Genomic DNA, 20,151 nt, shown 5'->3' on the forward strand with positions numbered 1-20,151 from the left:
CAACCCCTACTTAATGGATCTGAACTGAACACAACTCACTGAGGCGTTTTGGCCGTCGGCAAGAGGTGCTCCTTGAACGGTATATCAGCGGGTACGCTGATTCCGCTGGCAAGCCACTGACTGCTCCACCCAAGGATCAGGTTTTTGGACCAGTCTGCGACCAATAGAAATTTTGGCACGAGCTGTGATTCTTTCCACCAGCCGTCCTGCTGTACCGGCCCCAGGCTCAACAGCCCGACCGCCACGACCACCAGCAACACGCCACGCGCAGCGCCGAAGGCCATGCCGAGGAATCGATCGGTCCCGGACAGCCCGGTAACGCGAACCAATTCGCCGATAAGATAATTGATCATTGCGCCCACGATTAAAGTGGCGACAAACATGATGGCACAGCCCGCGATCACGCGAGCCGACGGCGTTTCGATGTATCCGCCGAGGTACTCGGACAATGAGCCACCGAACATCCAGGCAACGGCTCCTGCGATGATCCAGGTCAGCAGCGAGAGTGCTTCTTTGACGAAGCCGCGGCTAAGACTGATCAAAGCGGAGATGGCGACGATTGCAACGATCGCCCAATCAACCCAGGTAAATGGCACAGTGCAGCCTACAGACAGATAAGGCGGCGCATTTTAGCAGAGCCCATGGCTGTCGGTAAGCTGAGATTGTCAGTGCTTTTCAAATCGGAGCGATAGTTTTAACCGCGCTCAGGCTGGAAACGCACGACAAAGCCCTTGAGATTCTGCTGGCGACTCAACAAGTCACGTAGACGATCGGCTTCCGCGCGCTCGATCAGCGGCCCGACGAATACCCGATTCTTGCCATCTGCGGTGCGGATATAGGCGTTATAGCCTTGGCTGCGCAGGGTTTTCTGCAGGCTTTCAGCGCTCTCACGGCTCGCCAGGCTGGCCAGTTGCACCGACCAACTGACCGACAGGCCATTGGCATCGACGCGGCTTGGGGTGGTGCTCGGCTTGGTCGGCGCAGCAGCGATTGGCTGAGCAGGTGCCGGCACAGGCTTGGCGACCGGCGCCGGAGGTGGCGTGACCGGTTTGGCAGCCGGTGGCGCTGGTGGCGCTGCCACAGGAGCACTTGGCGCGATCGGCGTCGACGGCGCTTGCTGCGCGGCAATTTCGTCATCGCTTGGCACAGGTTCCTGCGGCAATGCCTGCGGATCAGGCACCACCACCGGCTCGACCTGCACTTGCGGCACAGCCGGCGCTTGCGGTGCAGACGGCACGTCGACCCTCACCTGGCGCTGTTCGTCCTGACGGGAAAACAGCATTGGCAGGAAAATCACCGCCAGCGCCACCAGCACCAGGGCACCGACCATGCGCTGCTTGTACGCCTTATCCAGCAAAGCCATTTGCCGCTTCCTCCGTGGAGTGCCGGGCCAGCCATTCAAGGGCCTCGGCGACACAATAAAATGATCCGAACAACAGAATTTCGTCGTCGCTCGTCGCCTGCGCGCACTGCCCTTCCAGGGCGGCGGCCACGCTGTCATAAGACGTTACAGAGGCACCAAGATTCTGCAACGCCGCGTGCAACTGTTCAACGGGCCGCGCCCTCGGCGAATCCAGCGGGGCGACAGCCCAATGCTGGACACTAGCATTCAATTCACCGACGACACCATCCAGATCCTTGTCTGCCAACAACCCGAACACTGCCAGGCGCTTGCCTGCCAGCGGCCGACTGGCCAGACGACGGGCCAGGTATTCTGCCGCATGAGGGTTGTGCCCCACGTCCAGCAACACATTCAGACGCTTGCCTTGCCAGTTGAGCTGACGGCGATCAAGACGACCGACCACGCGTGTCGCTTTCAGGGCTTCAATAATCTGTGCATCCACCCAAGGCAAACCAAGCAGCAGATAAGCCTGCAATGCCAGTGCGGCGTTTTCCATCGGCAGATCAAGCAATGGCAGATCATGCAACTCGACTGCACGCCCTTGAGCATCAAGACCGCGCCATTGCCAGTTGTGATCGGTGATACCCAGGTCGAAATCGCGCCCACGCAGGAAAAACGGGCAATTGAGCTCGCGCGCTTTATCCAGCAGAGGTTGAGGGGGATTCAGATCGCCACAGAGCGCAGGCGCGCCTTGGCGGAAAATGCCGGCTTTTTCGTAAGCCACAGACTCACGGGTATCACCCAGGTAATCCGCATGATCGACGCCGATGCTGGTGACCAGCGCCATGTCTGCGTCGACCACGTTGACGGTGTCCAGACGCCCGCCCAGACCCACTTCCAGCACCACTGCATCAAGCCCTGCCTGTTGAAACAGCCAGAACGCCGCCAGGGTGCCCATTTCGAAGTACGTCAGGGAAGTATCGCCACGACCGGCCTCGACCGCAGCGAAGGCTTCGCACAGCTGGGCGTCAGTGGCTTCGACACCATTGACCTGCACCCGCTCGTTGTAACGCAGCAGGTGCGGAGAACTGTAGACACCGACGTTCAGGCGCTGCGCCCGCAGCAATGAAGCCACGAACGCGCAGGTTGAACCCTTGCCGTTGGTGCCCGTAACCGTGATCACCCGAGGCGCCGGTTTGCCCAGTCCCATGCGGGACGCTACCTGCTGCGAACGCTCCAGCCCCATGTCGATGGCCGAGGGATGCAACTGTTCAAGGTAGGCGAGCCACTCGCCAAGGGTGCGTTGGGTCATATGTTGGCAGGCACCGGTGGAACCACGATCGGCTCGATCGGCGCGGCGACGAATTTTGGCGTCGGCAGGCCCATCATTTGTGCCAGCAGGTTGCCCAGACGCGGACGCAGTTCCTGACGGTGGATGATCATGTCGATCGCGCCGTGCTCCAGCAGGAACTCACTGCGCTGGAAGCCTTCTGGCAGCTTCTCGCGAACAGTTTGTTCGATAACCCGCGGACCGGCGAAACCGATCAGGGCTTTCGGCTCACCGACGATCACGTCGCCGAGCATCGCCAGGCTGGCGGAAACACCGCCGTAGACCGGGTCGGTCAGTACCGAGATGAACGGAATGCCTTCTTCACGCAGACGCGCCAGCACCGCGGAGGTCTTGGCCATTTGCATCAGGGAGATCAGCGCTTCCTGCATCCGCGCACCACCGGAGGCGGCGAAGCAGATCATCGGGCAGCGGTTTTCCAGGGCGTAATTGGCGGCGCGCACGAAGCGCTCACCGACGATGGCGCCCATCGAGCCACCCATGAAGGAGAATTCGAAGGCCGATACCACGACCGGCATGCCCAGCAAGGTGCCGCTCATGGAGATCAGTGCATCTTTTTCACCGGTCTGCTTTTGCGCAGCGGTCAGGCGATCCTTGTACTTCTTGCCGTCGCGGAACTTCAGACGGTCAACCGGCTCCAGGTCCGCGCCCAGTTCGGCACGGCCGTCAGCGTCGAGGAAGATGTCGATGCGCGCGCGCGCACCGATACGCATGTGGTGGTTGCACTTGGGGCAAACGTCCAGGGTCTTTTCCAGCTCCGGACGATACAGCACCGCCTCGCAAGACGGGCATTTGTGCCATAGACCTTCAGGCACCGAGCTCTTCTTGACCTCGGAACGCATGATCGAAGGGATCAGTTTGTCTACTAACCAGTTGCTCATGCTTTCTTTCTCCAGTACCGGTGGCCCGAACGCTCTGGTTCGCAGCCCCGCGTATGCCCTTGACCTAAATTCATGTGAGTGGCGATGATTGATCGGGTGGCCGGGTCAGCGAGACGTGACCTGCGTACAACCCATCAATCCTCAGCCGTGCCTGCTTATGCAGCGCAGTGCATTTTGGGACGGCGGCAGTCTGCCAGCCGTCACATCAAGCCCCTACAACCGCTTTGATGAATGCCTGAATCTTTGCGTGATCCTTGATGCCCTTGCTCGCCTCTACTCCACCGCTGACGTCCACTGCGTAAGGCCGAACCCGGGCAATCGCCTCGGCGACGTTGTCCGGCGTCAAGCCGCCCGCCAGGATGATCGGCTTGCTCAGGCCTTGCGGTATCAATGACCAGTCGAAGGCCTCGCCGGTTCCGCCGGGAACGCCTTCGACGTACGTGTCGAGCAGGATCCCGCTGGCACTGGCGTAGGCATCGCAAGCTGCCGCGATGTCATCACCGGCCTTGACCCGCAACGCCTTGATGTATGGCCGGTGCCAGCCTTCACAGTCGGCTGCGGTCTCGTCCCCATGGAACTGCAACAGGTCCAGCGGCACGGCGTCGAGGATTTCCCCCAACTCGCAGCGGCTGGCATTGACGAATAAACCCACGGTGGTCACGAACGGCGGCAAGGCTTTGATGATTGCCCTCGCCTGCTGGAACGTCACGGCCCGCGGGCTTTTTGCGTAGAACACAAATCCGATGGCATCGGCCCCGGCCTCGACCGCCGCCAACGCATCTTCTATGCGGGTAATCCCACAAATTTTGCTGCGAACGGCTGACATGTCGATAGAACCTCAGGACAAATCCGGGAAAGTCCCGGATGGTAACAAAAGCGTTCGAGGGCGTCAGCCGTCAAGTTCCGAGAAGCCGGTGAGGAAATGCGGGCCGATGTAACGCTCGGGCAATTCGAACTCATCGCGGTACTCGACCTGCACCAGGTACAGACCGAACGGATGGGCCGTCACCCCACCAGAACGACGCACACGACTTTCCAGGACTTCCTTCATCCACTCCACGGGACGCTCGCCGGTACCGATGGTCATCAGCACGCCTGCGATGTTGCGCACCATGTGGTGCAGGAACGCGTTGGCGCGGATATCCAGCACGATCATTTTGCCATGGCGCGTGACGCGCAGGTGGTGCAGCTCCTTGATCGGCGACTTGGCCTGGCACTGGCCGGCGCGGAATGCGCTGAAGTCGTGGATACCCACCAGATACTGAGCAGCCTCGGACATGCGCTCGACATCCAGCGGGCGGTGGTTCCAGGTGATTTCTTCGTTCAGGTGCGCCGGGCGGATCTGATCGTTGTAGATCACGTACCGATAGCGCCGGGCAATAGCCTTGAACCGCGCATGAAAGTCCGCCGGCATGACCTTGGCCCAGCTGACGCTGACGTCGTGCGGCAAGTTGATGTTGGCGCCCATGACCCACGCCTTCATCGAACGCTCGACCTGGGTGTCGAAATGCACCACTTGCCCGCAAGCATGCACACCGGCGTCGGTGCGCCCGGCGCAATGCAGCGACACGGGTGAGTCGGCGACTTTGGACAAGGCCTTTTCGAGGGTTTCCTGCACCGTGGCAACGCCGGAGGCCTGACGCTGCCAGCCGCGATAACGCGAACCTTTGTACTCAACGCCCAACGCGATCCGGAAAAAGCCGTCGGCCGCCATTTCAGCGGCCGGATTATCTATATTTGCCAAGGAGTGACAGCCTGCTGATTTACGCAAAGGCAGGCATTATAAGGCCGCGGGACCGGGATGCCACAGCTGCATGATCTTCGTGCCCTGCCCGACCGCAGCAAATGCCGGTTTTAATGTTGAACGGGAAGCCCTCATCGCGAGCAGGCTCGCTCACCGTTTTAGTGGCGTTCACAGACTTTGTGTACGACACGGATACTGTGGGAGCGTGGCTTGCCCGCGAAGAGGTCCGATCTGCCAACACATCTCTGGCAGAACAAAACGAATCCCCTCACCCCAAGGCTGGCCCCCGTCCTACATGTCAGCTAGCATCGCATTTTTGCCAGGACTGCCGACCATGAAGATCGTCTCCTTCAACATCAACGGGCTGCGCGCTCGCCCGCATCAGCTGGCGGCGCTGATTGAGAAACATCAACCGGACGTGATCGGGCTGCAGGAAACCAAGGTCCATGACGACCAGTTCCCCCCTGGCCGAGGTTCAGGCGCTGGGTTATCACGTGTATTACCACGGGCAAAAGAGTCATTACGGCGTCGCCCTGCTCTCGCGCCAGGAACCGATTGCGTTGTACAAAGGTTTCACCACTGACGAAGAAGACGCTCAGCGACGCTTCATCTGGGGCACTTTCGCCGACGCCAATGGCGTGCCGGTGACCATCATGAACGGCTATTTCCCACAGGGCGAAAGTCGCGATCACCCCACCAACCAAATTCCCGGCCAAGGAACGTTTCTACAGCGATTTGCAGCAGTTGCTGGAAAGCCAGTTCAGCAACGACCAGCCGATTGTGGTGATGGGCGATGTGAACATTTCCCCGGAAGACTGCGACATCGGCATCGGCCCGGACAACATGAAACGCTGGCTGAAAACCGGCAAATGCAGCTTCCTGCCCGAAGAACGCGAATGGATGGCCCGCCTGAAGAACTGGGGCCTGGTGGACAGCTTCCGTCACCTGAACCCGGACATCTGCGACCGTTTCAGCTGGTTCGACTACCGCAGCCGCGGGTTTGAAGATGAACCCAAGCGCGGGCTGCGGATTGATCTGATCATGGCGTCCCATGGATTGTTGCCGCGAGTGAAAGATGCCGGCGTGGATTACGATCTTCGCGCGATGGAAAAGCCGTCCGATCACGCACCGATCTGGCTTGAGTTGAGCTGATCCTACAAAATCTACACAAAGCTAATGCGGGAGCGGGCTTGCTCCCACACTTGGTAACTGTCATCGTTCAGAAACCTTACTGACTTATTCTCCCGGCACTTTCCCAGGCTTATAAGGTGCCGGCATGACGCTGCGCGTGTTGTTTCTGTCGATGCTCGGCGCCCTGTTGCCGCTGACGGTGTCGGCCAGCGACTTGCCGACGCCCGAACGTGGCCCGGTGTTGCGCATCCAGGGCTCCAACACCATTGGCGCGGCATTGGGCCCGGCGCTGGTCGAGGGGTTGATGCGTGAACAGGGCCTGCTCAAGGTTCACCGCGAAACCCCGGACAAAGCCAACGAACAACGCATCGTCGGCGAAACTGTTCAGGGACGCCGAGTCGAGGTGGAGGTCGCGGCCCACGGTTCCAGCACCGGGTTCAAAGCCCTGAAAATTGCCTCTGCCGATCTCGCGGCCTCCTCGCGTCCGATCAATGACAGCGAACGGCTGGATCTTGAGCCGCTGGGCAATCTGAAAAGCCCGATTGCCGAGCAAGTCATCGCCATTGATGGGCTGGCAATCATCCTTCATCCGCACAATTCGCTGAAGCAACTCAACACCGTACAACTGGCGCGAATCTTCAGTGGCGAAACGAAAACCTGGGAAGAACTCGGCGGCACCGGTGGGACAATTCATCTCTATGCGCGGGATGATCAATCGGGCACCTACGACACATTCAAGGAACTGGTCCTCAGCCCGCGTGGAAAAAACCTGAGCGGCAACGCGAAACGGTTCGAATCCAGCGAGCAATTGTCCGATGCGGTCAGTCTGGATCCGCAAGGCATCGGCTTCATCGGTTTGCCGTATGTGCGCCAGGCCAAAGCCGTGGCCATTGTCGATGGCGATTCCCAGGCCATGCTTCCGCTCAATAGCCTGATCGCGACGGAAGATTACCCGCTGTCCCGTCGACTGTTCTTTTACCTACCGCCGACCGGGAAAAATCCCTGGGCCAAGGCCTTGGTGAAGTTTGCCCAAAGCAGCAAAGGCCAGGCGATTGTCGCGGCCAATGGTTTTATCGCGCAGACCGTTCAGGCCATGGTCGTCGCGCCTAATGCGTTGATGCCCGAGGGTTATCAGGCGCTCAGCCGTCATGCCCAGCGGTTGACGGTGAATTTTCGCTTCGAAGAAGGCAGCGCGACGCTGGACAACAAGGCCCGACAGGACCTGTCGCGGGTGCTCGACTATATAAAGCAGCACGACAAAACCAATCGGCAGGTGACGCTGGTAGGGTTTGGCGACGCCAAGAGCGACCCGGCGCGGGCTGACCTGCTGTCGAAACTGCGGGCCATGGCGGTGCGGCGAGAACTGGTGAAAAGCGGCGTGGTGTTTCGCGAAATTCGCGGTTTCGGCGCCGAGATGCCGGTGGCGACCAACAGCGGGGATGAAGGGCGGATCAAGAATCGGCGGGTTGAGGTTTGGGTGTATTGAAGTGAGCACCGAACATTGTGGCAAGGGAGCTTGCTCCCGCTCGGCTGCGAAGCAGTCGCGAAACCAGACAACCCGGTACATCTGAAACAACCGTGCCGTCTGATTTGGGGCCGCTTCGCGACCCAGCGGGAGCAAGCTCCCTCGCCACAAAAGCCCACCCGTCTTACTGCCCGCTACGCATCATCTCTTTAGGCACATACTTGCCGATCTCGAACTTGCCAATCGCCGCGCGGTGTACTTCGTCCGGGCCATCGGCCAGGCGCAGGGTGCGTTGCATGGCATACATATAGGCCAGCGGAAAATCGTTGGAAACCCCTGCCCCGCCATGGATCTGGATCGCCCGGTCGATCACTCGCAATGCCACGTTCGGCGCGACGACTTTGATCTGTGCGATTTCGCTCTTCGCCACCTTGTTGCCGACGGTGTCCATCATGTACGCCGCTTTCAATGTCAGCAGCCGCGCCATGTCGATCTCCATCCGCGAGTCGGCGATTTTGTCGATGTTACCGCCCAGGCGCGCCAAGGGTTTGCCGAACGCGGTGCGGTTGACCGCACGTTTGCACATCAGCTCCAGTGCACGCTCGGCCATGCCGATCGAACGCATGCAGTGGTGAATCCGGCCTGGGCCGAGGCGACCCTGAGCAATTTCGAAGCCGCGCCCTTCGCCCAACAGGACGTTTTCGTACGGCACCCGGACGTTTTCGAACAGCACTTCGGCGTGACCGTGAGGCGCGTCGTCATAACCGAACACCGGCAGCGGACGCACAATCTTCACGCCTGGGGTATCCACCGGCACCAGAATCATCGAGTGCTGCGCATGACGCGGTGCATCCGGGTTGCTCAGCCCCATGAAGATCAGGATCTTGCAGCGTGGATCGCAGGCCCCAGAGGTCCACCATTTCTTGCCGTTGATCACCCATTCGTCGCCATCACGCACAGCGCGGGCGGCCATGTTGGTGGCGTCGGACGAAGCCACGTCCGGCTCGGTCATGGCGAATGCCGAGCGGATCTCGCCGCGCAACAACGGTTCGAGCCAGCGTTGCTTCTGTTCTTCATTGGCGTAACGCACCAGCACTTCCATGTTGCCGGTGTCTGGCGCGGAGCAGTTGAACGGCTCAGGGCCCAGCAGCGAGCGACCCATGATTTCCGCCAGTGGCGCATATTCGAGGTTGGTCAGGCCGGCGCCGAGTTCGGATTCAGGCAGAAACAAATTCCACAGGCCTTCAGCTTTGGCCTTGAGTTTGAGTTCTTCCATGATCGCTGTCGGCTGCCAGCGATCGCCCTCGGCGACCTGGCGTTCAAACACCGCTTCAGCGGGATAAACGTAGGTGTCCATGAACGCGGTCACGCGCTCACGCAGTTCTTGCACTTTGGGCGAATAAGCGAAATCCATGGGCAGCTACCTTCTAAAGGGAGGTTGTTCAGGGCATGCAATCGATGCTAGAACAGCGTTGATAATTTACCTAGCCTATTCTCGGCGTGTATTAACATTCATCACCGATATATGATCGACTGATCGAGCCACCTTCCTATAACAAGAGCAGAGAGCGCAGCGCAATGAATCTGAGCAAGGTCGACCTCAACCTTTTCATCGTCTTCGACGCGATCTACACCGAAGCCAACCTGACTCGCGCCGGGCAGATTGTCGGCATTACTCAACCCGCGGTCTCGAACGCTCTGGCTCGCCTGCGCGAGACCTTCAACGATCCGCTTTTCGTGCGCACCGCCCAAGGCATGGTGCCCACGCCGATGGCGCAGAACATCATCGGGCCGGTGCGCAACGCCCTCTCCCTGCTGCGGGTATCGGTGCAGGAAAGCCGCATCTTCAACCCGTTGCAGGCGGTCAAGACCTACCGCATCAGCATGACCGACCTCACTGAGGCGGTGATCCTGCCGCCGCTGTTCCAGCGCCTGCGACGCCTGGCGCCGACGGTGATCATCGAAAGTTTTCTGTCCAAACGTCGCGAGACCACCAAGGAATTGGCCGCCGGTCGTCTCGATTTCGCGGTGGATGCGCCACTCAACACCGACCCGCAGGTGCGTCACGTCAAGTTGATGGAGGACCGTTACGTGTGCGCCATGCGCAAGGGCCATCCGTTGGCGGGCAAAGAGACGTTCACCCTCGACGATTATCTGTCCCTGACCCACATCCATATTTCCAGCCGCCGCAGCGGTCTGGGCTATGTCGACCTGGCCCTGGGCAAAATGGGCATCCAGCGCAAAATCGCCTTGCGCTCCCAGCATTACCTGATGGCGTCCCAGGTGTTGCAGCAGACCGACATGGTCATGACCGTGCCGGAACGCTTCGCCCGTCGCCATGACTTGTACTCGGTGAACCTGCCGGTTAAAGAGGTTCCGCCGGTGGAAACTCATCTTTACTGGCACGAAAGCACCGACCAGGACCCGGCCAACCGCTGGATGCGCGAGCAGATGATCGAGTTGTGCCAGCAGGTTACGGCGCATGAGAAGAAGCTGGATAAGGTGTAGGGCTTTGGACCGCGTCATCGTTCTTCGCGAGCAAGCCCGCTCCCACATTTGATCGCATTTCCCTGAGAGAACGCGGTCACCAGTGGGAGCGGGCTTGCTCGCGAAGAGGCCGGTGATGCCAATGAAGATTTACGCCCCTTGACGTAAACGTCAACCTGCCATTAGCTTAGCGCCATGACCTTTTTCGAGCGCTTCCATGAGCAGCCAGACCTATAGCATTTCCGACCTCGCCCGCGAGCTCGACATCACCACCCGGGCCATTCGCTTCTATGAAGAGCAAGGCCTGCTCAGCCCCGAGCGCCGCGGTCAGGAACGCATTTATTCGCCCCGTGACAAGGTCAGCCTGAAGCTGATCCTGCGGGGCAAGCGCATTGGTTTTTCCCTGGCCGAATGCCGCGAGCTGATCGAGCTCTATGACCCCTCCAGCGGTAACACCAAGCAACTGCACAGCATGCTGGCGAAAATCGCCGAACGTCGGGAACAACTCGAACAGCAACTGCTGGACATCGAACAGATGAAACTGGAACTCGACACGGCCGAAGAGCGCTGTACCCAGGCGCTGGAGCAGACGATCAAGAGCCAGGAAGCAGTGCAATAGTCCATATAACCTCACCCTGTGGGAGCGGGCTTGCCCGCGATGAGGGCATGACATTCAACATTGATGCTGACTGACCCACCGCCATCGCGGGCAAGCCCGCTCCCACAGGGTCTCCGAGCATTCAGACAATCACAACAGGTCAATTCCCATGTCCCTACCCACCCACGTACGCCTGGTCGAAGTCGGCCCTCGTGACGGTTTGCAAAACGAAGCCCAGCCCATCAGCGTTGCGGACAAGGTGCAACTGGTTGACGCGCTGACCGCCGCAGGCCTGGGCTATATAGAAGTCGGCAGTTTCGTCTCGCCCAAATGGGTACCGCAAATGGCCGGCTCCGCCGAGGTCTTCGCGCAAATCCAGCGCAAGCCGGGCGTGACCTATGGCGCCCTCGCCCCAAACTTGCGGGGCTTTGAAGACGCCATCGCCGCCGGGGTCAAGGAAGTCGCCGTGTTCGCCGCAGCGTCCGAATCGTTTTCCCAGCGCAACATCAATTGCTCGATCAGCGAGAGCCTGGAGCGCTTCGTGCCGATCATGGACGCCGCCAAGCAACACGGGGTCAGCGTGCGCGGTTATGTGTCCTGCGTGCTGGGCTGCCCTTACGAAGGTGACATCGCACCAGAACAAGTCGCCCGGGTTGCTCGTGAGCTCTATGCCATGGGCTGCTACGAGGTTTCGCTGGGAGACACCATCGGCACCGGCACCGCTGGCGCGACCCGCAGGATGTTCGAAGTGGTCTCGGCCGATGTACCACGTGAAAAACTGGCCGGGCACTTTCACGATACCTATGGCCAGGCCATGGCCAACATCTACGCCAGCCTGCTGGAAGGCATCGCGGTGTTCGACAGCTCCATCGCCGGCCTCGGCGGCTGCCCCTACGCCAAGGGCGCCAGCGGTAATGTCGCGACCGAAGACGTGGTTTACCTGCTCAACGGCCTGGGTATCGAGACCGGAATCGACCTGGATGCCTTGATTCGGGCTGGCCAACAGATTTGCACGGTGCTGGGGCGCCCTACCGGTTCGCGCGTGGCCAAGGCTCGCAGCGCACAGTGACAGTGTGGATGTGTCCGGGTGTTACCGCGTGTGCAGAAACGTGGGCGGAAGCGAGTAACACGGAAACAAATTGTCGGGTTTGGGTCGGATAAAAAATCCTTTGAAAAACTCAAGTCATTGATTTTAAAGGTTTTTTAAAAGTTGGCACGGCTTCTGCTATCTCTATGGCATAACAAGAATAAAAACTGCAAACCAATAAAAATAAGACGTAACGACTCTGACATAACAAGAACAACACGGCAGAGACGCAGCTAACAGATTTTTTTGGAGAGGATGTGCTTTTCAGGGTGCTTTTCGAAGTAACCCGCAACCGGGCAGAGAACAATAAAACTACCTTCAGGTAGCTCCCGAACTGGTTGGATCGCTTAGCGAAAAAGTAGATCAGCGCTCAAAAAAATACGTTTGCTCTTGATCCCGGATGGGGATCGACAAAAACAGCGGTAAAGGGCCACGGTTGCCAAAAACAACAACAGACCGCCCCTCAATAATAAAAAAAGAGCACGTACGACAAAATTAAAGGGGAGCTTCGGCTCCCCTTTGTGCTTTCTTGCCTTCCGTTTTTTCCCGCTCCCACATTGGTTATGTGTCAGTCTTTGTTGATGCGCAGCTCCTCGATGCTGATCTCGCGCATCCGGAATTTCTGGATCTTGCCAGTCACTGTCATCGGAAACTCTTCGACGAACTTGAAGTAACGCGGCGTCTTGAAGTGCGCAATGCGCTCCTTGCACCAGGCTTGCAGTTCCTGTTCGGTGGCGCTGTGGCCGGGGTGAAATTTGATCCAGGCAACGATCTCTTCACCATAACGGGAGCAAGGAATGCCGATCACCTGCACGTCGGCTATCGCCGGATGAGTGAAGAAAAACTCTTCCAGCTCCCTTGGGTAAACATTTTCACCGCCGCGAATGATCATGTCCTTGTTACGCCCGGCGATGCACACGTAACCTTCATCATTCATGCTCGCCAGATCGCCGGTGTGCATCCAGCCCGCCTCATCGATAGCCTCGGCGGTGCCGTGCGGGTTGTTCCAGTAGCCGAGCATCACGCTGTAGCCCCGAGTACACAACTCACCGATGGTGCCGCGCGGTACCAGGTTGTCCGCCTCGTCGATGATTTTGCTTTCCAGTTGCGGCTGGGTGCGGCCGACGGTGGTGACACGCAATTCAAGCTCATCTGACGGACTGGTCTGCAAAGACACGGGGCTGGTTTCCGTCATGCCGTAGGCAATCTGCACTTCACTCATGTGCATTTCATTGATAACCCGGCGCATCACCTCGATCGGGCAGGTCGCCCCGGCCATGATCCCGGTGCGCAGGCTCGACAAATCAAACTCGGCGCGCTTGGGCTGATCGAGCATGGCGATGAACATGGTCGGCACGCCGTAAAGCGCGGTGGCTTTTTCTTCGGCGACGGTGCTCAGCGTCAGCAATGGATCGAAGGCGTCGTTGGGGTAAATCATGGTGCTGGCGTGGGTGACGCAGCCGAGGTTGCCCATGACCATGCCGAAGCAGTGATACAGCGGCACCGGAATCACCAGCCGATCATTGGCCGTCAGCCCTAGACTTTCGCCGACCATGTAACCGTTGTTGAGAATGTTGTAGTGACTGAGGGTCGCTCCCTTGGGGAAACCGGTGGTACCGGAGGTGTACTGGATGTTTACCGCTTGGTCGAAATGCAGGCTGTCCTGGCGTTCGCGCAATTGCTCGGCCGACACGCTGGCCGCCAAATCAGTCAGCTGCGACCACGGCAGGAAACCCGATGGCGGTTGCGCATCCAGGCTGATGACCCCGCGCAATTCCGGCAGGCGTTCACTCTGCAACTGGCCGATGGATTGCTCCGCCAATTCCGGCACCAGCCCTTGCAGCATGCCGTGATAGTCGGAGGTCTTGAAGGCCCCGGCACAGACCAGCCACTGGCAACCGGACTGCTTCAACACGTATTCGAGTTCGGAACTGCGGTAAGCCGGGTTGATGTTGACCAGAATCACGCCGATTTTCGCGCTGGAGAACTGGCTGATGCACCACTGGGCACAGTTCGGCGCCCAGATACCGAGTCGGTCACCGGCCTGCAAGCCCAACGCCAAAAATGCTCTGGCGTGTAAGTCGACGGCCTCTGACAACTGCTGCCAGGTGTAGCGCAGCTGTTGATGGCGCACGACGAGCGCCTCTCCGTTCGGGTATTGCGCGACCGTGTTATCAAACGCCTGACCGATGGTCATCGCCAGTAAGGCTTTGTCCTGGGAACCACGGGTATAACTGCGCTGCGGGTTTGCACTGGGTTGATCCATGACGACCCCTATTGTCTTTATTAGTGGGTTGTACCGGCGACCTGTGGGAGGTCTTTCAGAACTGGCTCTACTCTCGCTCAAGTTGACGTTAACGTAAAGGGTGATTGACAGCCATTCATCACAGGCTTACGTTAACGTAAAGGTGAGAGCCAAATCACAGCCCTCCCCACCCTACAAAAAAGCCAAAAGGTGTCCCATGAACTACCCATCCCTGAACTTTGCCCTCGGTGAAACCATCGACATGCTGCGCGATCAGGTTCAGTCCTTTGTCGCTAAAGAGATCGCCCCGCGCGCCGCTCAAATCGACATCGACAACCTGTTCCCGGCCGACCTGTGGCGCAAATTCGGTGACATGGGTCTGCTCGGCATCACCGTGCCGGAAGAGTACGGCGGCGCGGGGCTGGGTTATCTGGCGCACGTGGTGGCGATGGAAGAAATCAGCCGCGGTTCGGCTTCGGTCGCCCTGTCTTACGGCGCTCACTCCAACCTCTGCGTCAACCAGATCAACCGCAACGGTACACACGAACAGAAAAGCAAATACCTGCCGAAACTGATCAGCGGCGAGCACATTGGTGCCCTGGCCATGAGCGAACCGAATGCCGGTTCCGACGTGGTCTCGATGAAACTGCGCGCCGACAAACGCGGCGATCACTATGTGCTCAACGGCAGCAAGACCTGGATCACCAACGGCCCCGACGCCAACACCTACGTGATCTACGCCAAGACCGACCTGGAAAAAGGCCCGCACGGCATCACCGCGTTCATCGTCGAGCGTGACTGGAAAGGTTTCAGCCGCAGCAACAAATTCGACAAGCTCGGCATGCGCGGTTCGAACACCTGCGAGCTGTTTTTCGATGACGTTGAAGTGCCGGAAGAAAACATCCTCGGTGTGCTCAACGGCGGTGTGAAAGTGCTGATGAGTGGCCTCGACTACGAGCGCGTTGTGCTCTCGGGCGGCCCGACCGGGATCATGCAGGCCTGCATGGACCTGATCGTTCCATACATTCACGACCGTAAACAGTTCGGCCAGAGCATCGGCGAATTCCAGCTGATCCAGGGCAAAGTCGCCGACATGTACACCCAGCTCAATGCCAGCCGCGCCTACCTGTATGCGGTGGCCCAGGCCTGCGAGCGCGGCGAAACCGCCCGCAAGGACGCCGCCGGCGTGATCCTCTACAGCGCCGAATGCGCGACCCGAATGGCCCTCGACGCGATCCAGATTCTCGGCGGCAACGGCTACATCAACGAATTCCCCGCCGGTCGTCTGCTGCGTGACGCCAAGCTGTATGAAATCGGCGCCGGCACCAGTGAGATTCGTCGCATGCTGATCGGTCGCGAACTGTTCAACGAAACCCGCTAACGGAGCTGCACATGGCTATCCTGCATACCCAGCTCAATCCCCGTTCGGCGGAGTTCGCAGCCAACAGCGCGGCGATGCTCAAACAGGTCGACGCCCTGCACACCCTGCTCGCGCAAGTGCAACAAGGTGGCGGCCCGAAGGCTCAAGAACGCCACACCTCGCGGGGCAAATTGCTGCCCCGTGAACGGATCAATCGCCTGCTCGATCCGGGTTCGCCGTTTCTCGAGATCAGCCAACTGGCGGCCTATGCGGTGTACGGCGAAGACGTTCCCGCCGCTGGCGTGATTGCCGGTATCGGTCGGGTGGAAGGCGTCGAATGCATGATCGTCGCCAACGATGCCACCGTGAAAGGTGGCTCGTACTACCCGCTGACGGTGAAAAAACACCTGCGCGCTCAAACCATCGCCCAGCAGAATCGCCTCCCCTGCATCTATCTGGTGGACTCCGGCGGGCGCCAACTTGCCGCGTCAGGATGAAGTGTTCCCGGACCGCGAACACTTCGGACGGATCTTCTTCAACCAAGCCAACATGAGCGCCATGGGCATTCCGCAGATTGCGGTGGTCATGGGCTCGTGCACCGCCGGTGGTGCTTACGTGCCAGCGATGGCCGATGAAGCAATCATGGTCCGTCAACAGGCGACGATTTTCCTCGCCGGCCCACCGCTGGTGAAAGCCGCGACCGGTGAAGTGGTCAGCGCCGAAGACCTCGGCGGGGCCGATGTGCACTGCAAGATTTCCGGCGTCGCCGACCATTACGCCGAAAGCGATGAACACGCCCTCGCATTGGCCCCGGCGCAGCGTCGCCAACCTCAACTGGCGCAAGCTCGGTGAACTGCAACAACGCACGCCGCTCGCGCCGCTGTACAGCAGCGACGAGTTGTACGGCGTGGTGTCGGCGGACGCCAAGCAACCGTTCGATGTGCGCGAAGTGATCTCGCGCCTGGTGGACGGCTCGGTGTTCGATGAGTTCAAGGCATTGTTCGGCACGACATTGGTGTGCGGCTTCGCTCACCTGCACGGTTACCCGATCGCGATCCTCGCCAACAACGGCATCCTGTTCGCCGAAGCCGCGCAGAAAGGCGCGCACTTCATCGAACTGGCCTGCCAGCGCGGCATTCCATTGCTGTTCCTGCAAAACATCACCGGTTTCATGGTCGGCCAGAAATACGAAGCCGGCGGCATCGCCAAGCACGGCGCGAAACTGGTGACGGCCGTGGCCTGCGCCAAGGTGCCGAAATTCACCGTGATCATCGGCGGCAGCTTCGGCGCCGGTAACTACGGCATGTGTGGGCGGGCTTACGATCCACGCTTCCTGTGGATGTGGCCGAACGCACGGATTGGCGTGATGGGGGCCGAACAGGCGGCGGGCGTGCTGGTGCAGGTCAAGCGTGAGCAAGCCGAGCGCAGTGGTCATGGTTTCAGCGCCGAGCAGGAAGCCGAGATCAAGCAACCGATCCTCGATCAATATGAAGAACAGGGGCATCCCTATTATTCCAGCGCTCGACTGTGGGACGACGGTGTCATCGACCCGGCGCAGACCCGCGACGTGTTGGCCCTGGCCTTGTCGGCGTCGCTGAACGCGCCAATCGAACCGAGCCGCTTCGGCGTGTTCCGGATGTGATCTGGAGAAAACCATGAGCGACTTCAACACCCTCGAGCTGCAAACCGATCCGCGTGGTTTTGCGACCTTGTGGCTCAGCCGTGAAGAAAAGAACAACGCCTTCAACGCCGAAATGATCCGCGAACTGATCCTCGCGCTGGACAAAGTGTCGAGCGATGCCAGCCTGCGTTTTCTGCTGATCCGTGGGCGCGGCAAGCATTTCAGCGCCGGCGCCGATCTGGCCTGGATGCAGCAATCGGCCGAACTCGATTACCACACCAACCTCGACGATGCCCGGGAACTGGCGGAATTGATGTACAACCTCGCCAAGCTGAAAATTCCGACCGTGGCAGTGGTGCAAGGCGCGGCCTATGGCGGCGCGCTGGGCCTGATCAGTTGCTGTGACATGGCCATCGGCGCCGACGACGCACAGTTCTGCCTGTCGGAAGTGCGCATCGGCCTGGCGCCGGCAGTCATCAGCCCGTTCGTGGTGCAAGCCATCGGCGAGCGCGCGGCACGGCGCTATGCCTTGACCGCCGAACGTTTCGGCGGGCAACGGGCTCGGGAAATCGGCTTGTTGTCGGAGAGCTACCCGATGGCCGAACTGGAGCAGAAAGTCGATCAATGGATCGACAACCTGCTGCTCAACAGCCCGGCGGCCACGCGCGCCAGCAAGGACTTGCTGCGTGAAGTCGGCCACGGCGCGCTAACCCCGGCGCTGCGGCGCTACACCGAGAACGCCATCGCCCGAATCCGCGTCAGCCCCGAAGGCCAGGAAGGCCTGCGCGCCTTTCTGCAAAAACGTCCGCCGAACTGGCAAGCCGAAACCACCCTCAAGGAGCCGCGTTGATGAGCGCACCTGTTCTCACCACCCTGTTGGTGGCTAACCGCGGCGAAATCGCTTGCCGGGTAATGCGCACCGCCAAAGCTCTGGGCTTGACCACCGTGGCCGTGCACAGTGCCACCGACCGTGACGCCCGGCACAGCCGCGAAGCCGATATCCGCGTCGACCTGGGCGGCAGCAAAGCCGCCGACAGTTACCTGCAAATCGACAAACTGATCGCCGCCGCGAAAGCCAGCGGCGCTCAGGCGATTCATCCCGGTTACGGTTTTCTCTCGGAAAACGCCGGGTTCGCCCGCGCAATCGAAGCGGCCGGTCTGATCTTCCTCGGTCCGCCCGCCTCGGCCATCGACGCCATGGGCAGCAAGTCCGCGGCCAAAGCCTTGATGGAAACCGCAGGCGTGCCGCTGGTGCCTGGCTATCACGGCGAAGCCCAGGACCTCGACACCTTCCGCGACGCCTGCGAACACATCGGATATCCGGTGCTGCTCAAGGCCACGGCGGGTGGCGGTGGTAAAGGCATGAAAGTGGTCGAGGATGTCAGCCAACTGGCCGAAGCCCTGGCCTCGGCGCAACGTGAAGCGCTGTCGTCGTTCGGCGACTCGCGGATGTTGGTGGAGAAGTACCTGCTCAAGCCACGCCACGTGGAAATCCAGGTGTTCGCCGACCAGCATGGCCACTGTCTGTACCTCAATGAACGTGATTGCTCGATTCAACGTCGACACCAAAAAGTCGTCGAAGAAGCCCCCGCTCCAGGCCTGACCCCGGAGTTGCGTCGCGCCATGGGCGAAGCCGCTGTGCGCTCGGCACAGGCCATCGGTTACGTCGGCGCCGGCACCGTGGAGTTTTTGCTGGATGCGCGCGGTGAGTTCTTCTTCATGGAGATGAACACACGCCTGCAAGTCGAACACCCGGTCACCGAAGCCATCACCGGCCTCGACCTGGTGGCCTGGCAGATTCGCGTGGCTCGCGGTGAAGCGCTGCCAATGACTCAAGACCAGGTGCCACTGAACGGCCATGCGATCGAAGTGCGGCTGTATGCCGAAGACCCGGGCCATGATTTCCTGCCGGCCACCGGGCGTCTGGCGTTGTATCGCGAATCCGCCGAAGGGCCGGGGCGTCGCGTGGACAGTGGCGTCGAAGAAGGCGACGAGATTTCGCCGTTCTACGACCCGATGCTCGGCAAACTGATTGCCTGGGGCGAAGACCGTGAGCAGGCGCGGCTGCGGCTGCTGAGCATGCTTGATGAGTTTGCCATCGGTGGATTGAAGACCAACATCAACTTCCTGCGCCGAATCATCGGCCACCCGGCATTTGCCGCGGCGGAGCTGGATACCGGTTTTATTCCGCGTTATCAGGAACAACTGCTGCCAGAACCCTCAGACCTCAGCGATGAATTCTGGCAAGCGGCCGCGCAGGCATTTGCCCAGAGCCAGACGAGCACGACCCGCGCTGATGACCTGAGTTCGCCTTGGGGTATCGGCAACGGATTCCGTGCCGGACTGCCGACAGAAATCACCCTGCATTTGAGTTGCGAGGGACAAGACCGGGCGCTGACCCTGGGCGATGCCGACGCTCATACCGCACAGCTCAAGGGTGAATACCTGCTGACCGAACACAACGGCTTGCGCCGCCAGCATCGGGCAATCCGCCGTGGCGATACGCTGTATCTGCAATGGGACGGTGAGCTGCGACGCATCGAGGCCTACGACCCGATCAGTGCCGTCGAAGCCAGTCATAGCCATCAGGGCGGGCTCACTGCGCCCATGAACGGCAGCATCGTGCGAGTGCTGGTGGAGGCCGGGCAAACGGTCGACGCCGGGGCGCAACTGGTGGTGCTGGAAGCGATGAAAATGGAGCACAGCATTCGCGCGCCCCACGCCGGAATTATCAAGGCACTGTATTGCCAGGAAGGTGAGATGGTCAGCGAAGGCAGTGCGTTGGTGGAGCTGGAACACGCGTGAAATGAAGATCGGTCCCACGCGTTGCGAGGACCGATCT

At 60.0% G+C, this 20,151-nt stretch carries 15 protein-coding genes and 2 pseudogenes; 9 read left to right on the forward strand and 8 right to left on the reverse strand.

What is annotated here, in order from left to right; translation table 11 throughout:
- Window positions 1-35: 35 nt before the first annotated feature.
- The 6 genes from PSH65_RS20480 to truA all read right to left on the reverse strand — a co-directional run bounded on the left by PSH65_RS20480 (window position 36) and on the right by truA (window position 5,285).
- Entirely contained in the window at window positions 36-596 is a 561-nt protein-coding gene (locus tag PSH65_RS20480) for a CvpA family protein (RefSeq protein ID WP_008007221.1), read from the reverse strand.
- Between the two features lie 98 nt (window positions 597-694).
- Window positions 695-1,363, reverse strand: coding sequence for an SPOR domain-containing protein (locus PSH65_RS20485; protein WP_305422083.1), 669 nt, complete (start codon window positions 1,361-1,363; stop codon window positions 695-697).
- Window positions 1,347-2,654 (reverse strand): bifunctional tetrahydrofolate synthase/dihydrofolate synthase, encoded by a 1,308-nt coding sequence (gene folC, locus PSH65_RS20490; protein ID WP_305422084.1) that lies wholly within the window; start codon window positions 2,652-2,654, stop codon window positions 1,347-1,349. The genes PSH65_RS20485 and folC overlap by 17 nt, the downstream gene beginning before the upstream one ends.
- Entirely contained in the window at window positions 2,651-3,571 is a 921-nt protein-coding gene (gene accD / locus PSH65_RS20495) for an acetyl-CoA carboxylase, carboxyltransferase subunit beta (RefSeq protein ID WP_007905946.1), read from the reverse strand. Before accD ends, folC begins: the two co-directional genes overlap by 4 nt.
- 205 nt (window positions 3,572-3,776) lie before the next feature.
- On the reverse strand, window positions 3,777-4,397 hold the full coding sequence (locus PSH65_RS20500) for a phosphoribosylanthranilate isomerase (protein WP_305422085.1): 621 nt from the start codon (window positions 4,395-4,397) through the stop codon (window positions 3,777-3,779).
- Window positions 4,398-4,460: 63 nt separating this feature from the next.
- The gene (gene truA, locus PSH65_RS20505) at window positions 4,461-5,285 is read right to left on the reverse strand and encodes a tRNA pseudouridine(38-40) synthase TruA (RefSeq protein WP_305427026.1); all 825 of its coding nucleotides are present in this window, start codon (window positions 5,283-5,285) and stop codon (window positions 4,461-4,463) included.
- A 364-nt stretch (window positions 5,286-5,649) separates the two neighbouring features.
- Between truA and xthA the strand changes: the two are divergent.
- A pseudogene (gene xthA / locus PSH65_RS20510) lies at window positions 5,650-6,467 on the forward strand (exodeoxyribonuclease III).
- A 124-nt stretch (window positions 6,468-6,591) separates the two neighbouring features.
- Window positions 6,592-7,932, forward strand: a complete 1,341-nt coding sequence (locus tag PSH65_RS20515) for a phosphate ABC transporter substrate-binding/OmpA family protein (protein WP_305422087.1) — start codon at window positions 6,592-6,594, stop codon at window positions 7,930-7,932.
- 163 nt (window positions 7,933-8,095) lie between these two features.
- Here PSH65_RS20515 and PSH65_RS20520 read toward each other — a convergent pair whose 3' ends face one another.
- Window positions 8,096-9,325: an acyl-CoA dehydrogenase gene (locus PSH65_RS20520; protein ID WP_030130892.1), complete on the reverse strand. Its 1,230-nt coding sequence runs from the start codon at window positions 9,323-9,325 to the stop codon at window positions 8,096-8,098.
- A 164-nt stretch (window positions 9,326-9,489) separates the two neighbouring features.
- Here PSH65_RS20520 and PSH65_RS20525 point away from each other — a divergent pair, with 164 nt between their 5' ends.
- The 3 genes from PSH65_RS20525 to PSH65_RS20535 all read left to right on the forward strand — a co-directional run bounded on the left by PSH65_RS20525 (window position 9,490) and on the right by PSH65_RS20535 (window position 12,065).
- Entirely contained in the window at window positions 9,490-10,419 is a 930-nt protein-coding gene (locus PSH65_RS20525) for a LysR family transcriptional regulator (protein ID WP_305422088.1), read from the forward strand.
- A 196-nt stretch (window positions 10,420-10,615) separates the two neighbouring features.
- Window positions 10,616-11,017 carry a MerR family DNA-binding transcriptional regulator gene (locus PSH65_RS20530; RefSeq protein ID WP_305422089.1) on the forward strand — a complete coding sequence of 134 codons (402 nt, stop codon included), beginning with the start codon at window positions 10,616-10,618 and terminating at the stop codon, window positions 11,015-11,017.
- Between the two features lie 148 nt (window positions 11,018-11,165).
- Window positions 11,166-12,065 (forward strand): hydroxymethylglutaryl-CoA lyase, encoded by a 900-nt coding sequence (locus PSH65_RS20535; RefSeq protein WP_305422090.1) that lies wholly within the window; start codon window positions 11,166-11,168, stop codon window positions 12,063-12,065.
- 586 nt (window positions 12,066-12,651) lie between these two features.
- Here PSH65_RS20535 and PSH65_RS20540 read toward each other — a convergent pair.
- On the reverse strand, window positions 12,652-14,349 hold the full coding sequence (locus PSH65_RS20540) for an AMP-binding protein (protein ID WP_305422091.1): 1,698 nt from the start codon (window positions 14,347-14,349) through the stop codon (window positions 12,652-12,654).
- 196 nt (window positions 14,350-14,545) lie between these two features.
- Here PSH65_RS20540 and PSH65_RS20545 point away from each other — a divergent pair, with 196 nt between their 5' ends.
- The 4 genes and pseudogenes from PSH65_RS20545 to PSH65_RS20560 all read left to right on the forward strand — a co-directional run bounded on the left by PSH65_RS20545 (window position 14,546) and on the right by PSH65_RS20560 (window position 20,114).
- Window positions 14,546-15,709, forward strand: coding sequence for an isovaleryl-CoA dehydrogenase (locus PSH65_RS20545; protein ID WP_305422093.1), 1,164 nt, complete (start codon window positions 14,546-14,548; stop codon window positions 15,707-15,709).
- Between the two features lie 11 nt (window positions 15,710-15,720).
- Window positions 15,721-17,330, forward strand: a pseudogene (locus PSH65_RS20550) (carboxyl transferase domain-containing protein).
- Window positions 17,331-17,343: 13 nt separating this feature from the next.
- Window positions 17,344-18,159 carry a gamma-carboxygeranoyl-CoA hydratase gene (locus tag PSH65_RS20555; protein WP_305422094.1) on the forward strand — a complete coding sequence of 272 codons (816 nt, stop codon included), beginning with the start codon at window positions 17,344-17,346 and terminating at the stop codon, window positions 18,157-18,159.
- A complete protein-coding gene (locus PSH65_RS20560) occupies window positions 18,159-20,114 on the forward strand; it encodes an acetyl/propionyl/methylcrotonyl-CoA carboxylase subunit alpha (RefSeq protein WP_305422095.1) in 1,956 nt (651 codons plus the stop codon). The genes PSH65_RS20555 and PSH65_RS20560 overlap by 1 nt, the downstream gene beginning before the upstream one ends.
- Window positions 20,115-20,151 lie beyond the last annotated feature (37 nt).

Source organism: Pseudomonas sp. FP603 (assembly GCF_030687415.1).
GTDB classification, from domain to species: domain Bacteria; phylum Pseudomonadota; class Gammaproteobacteria; order Pseudomonadales; family Pseudomonadaceae; genus Aquipseudomonas; species Aquipseudomonas wuhanensis.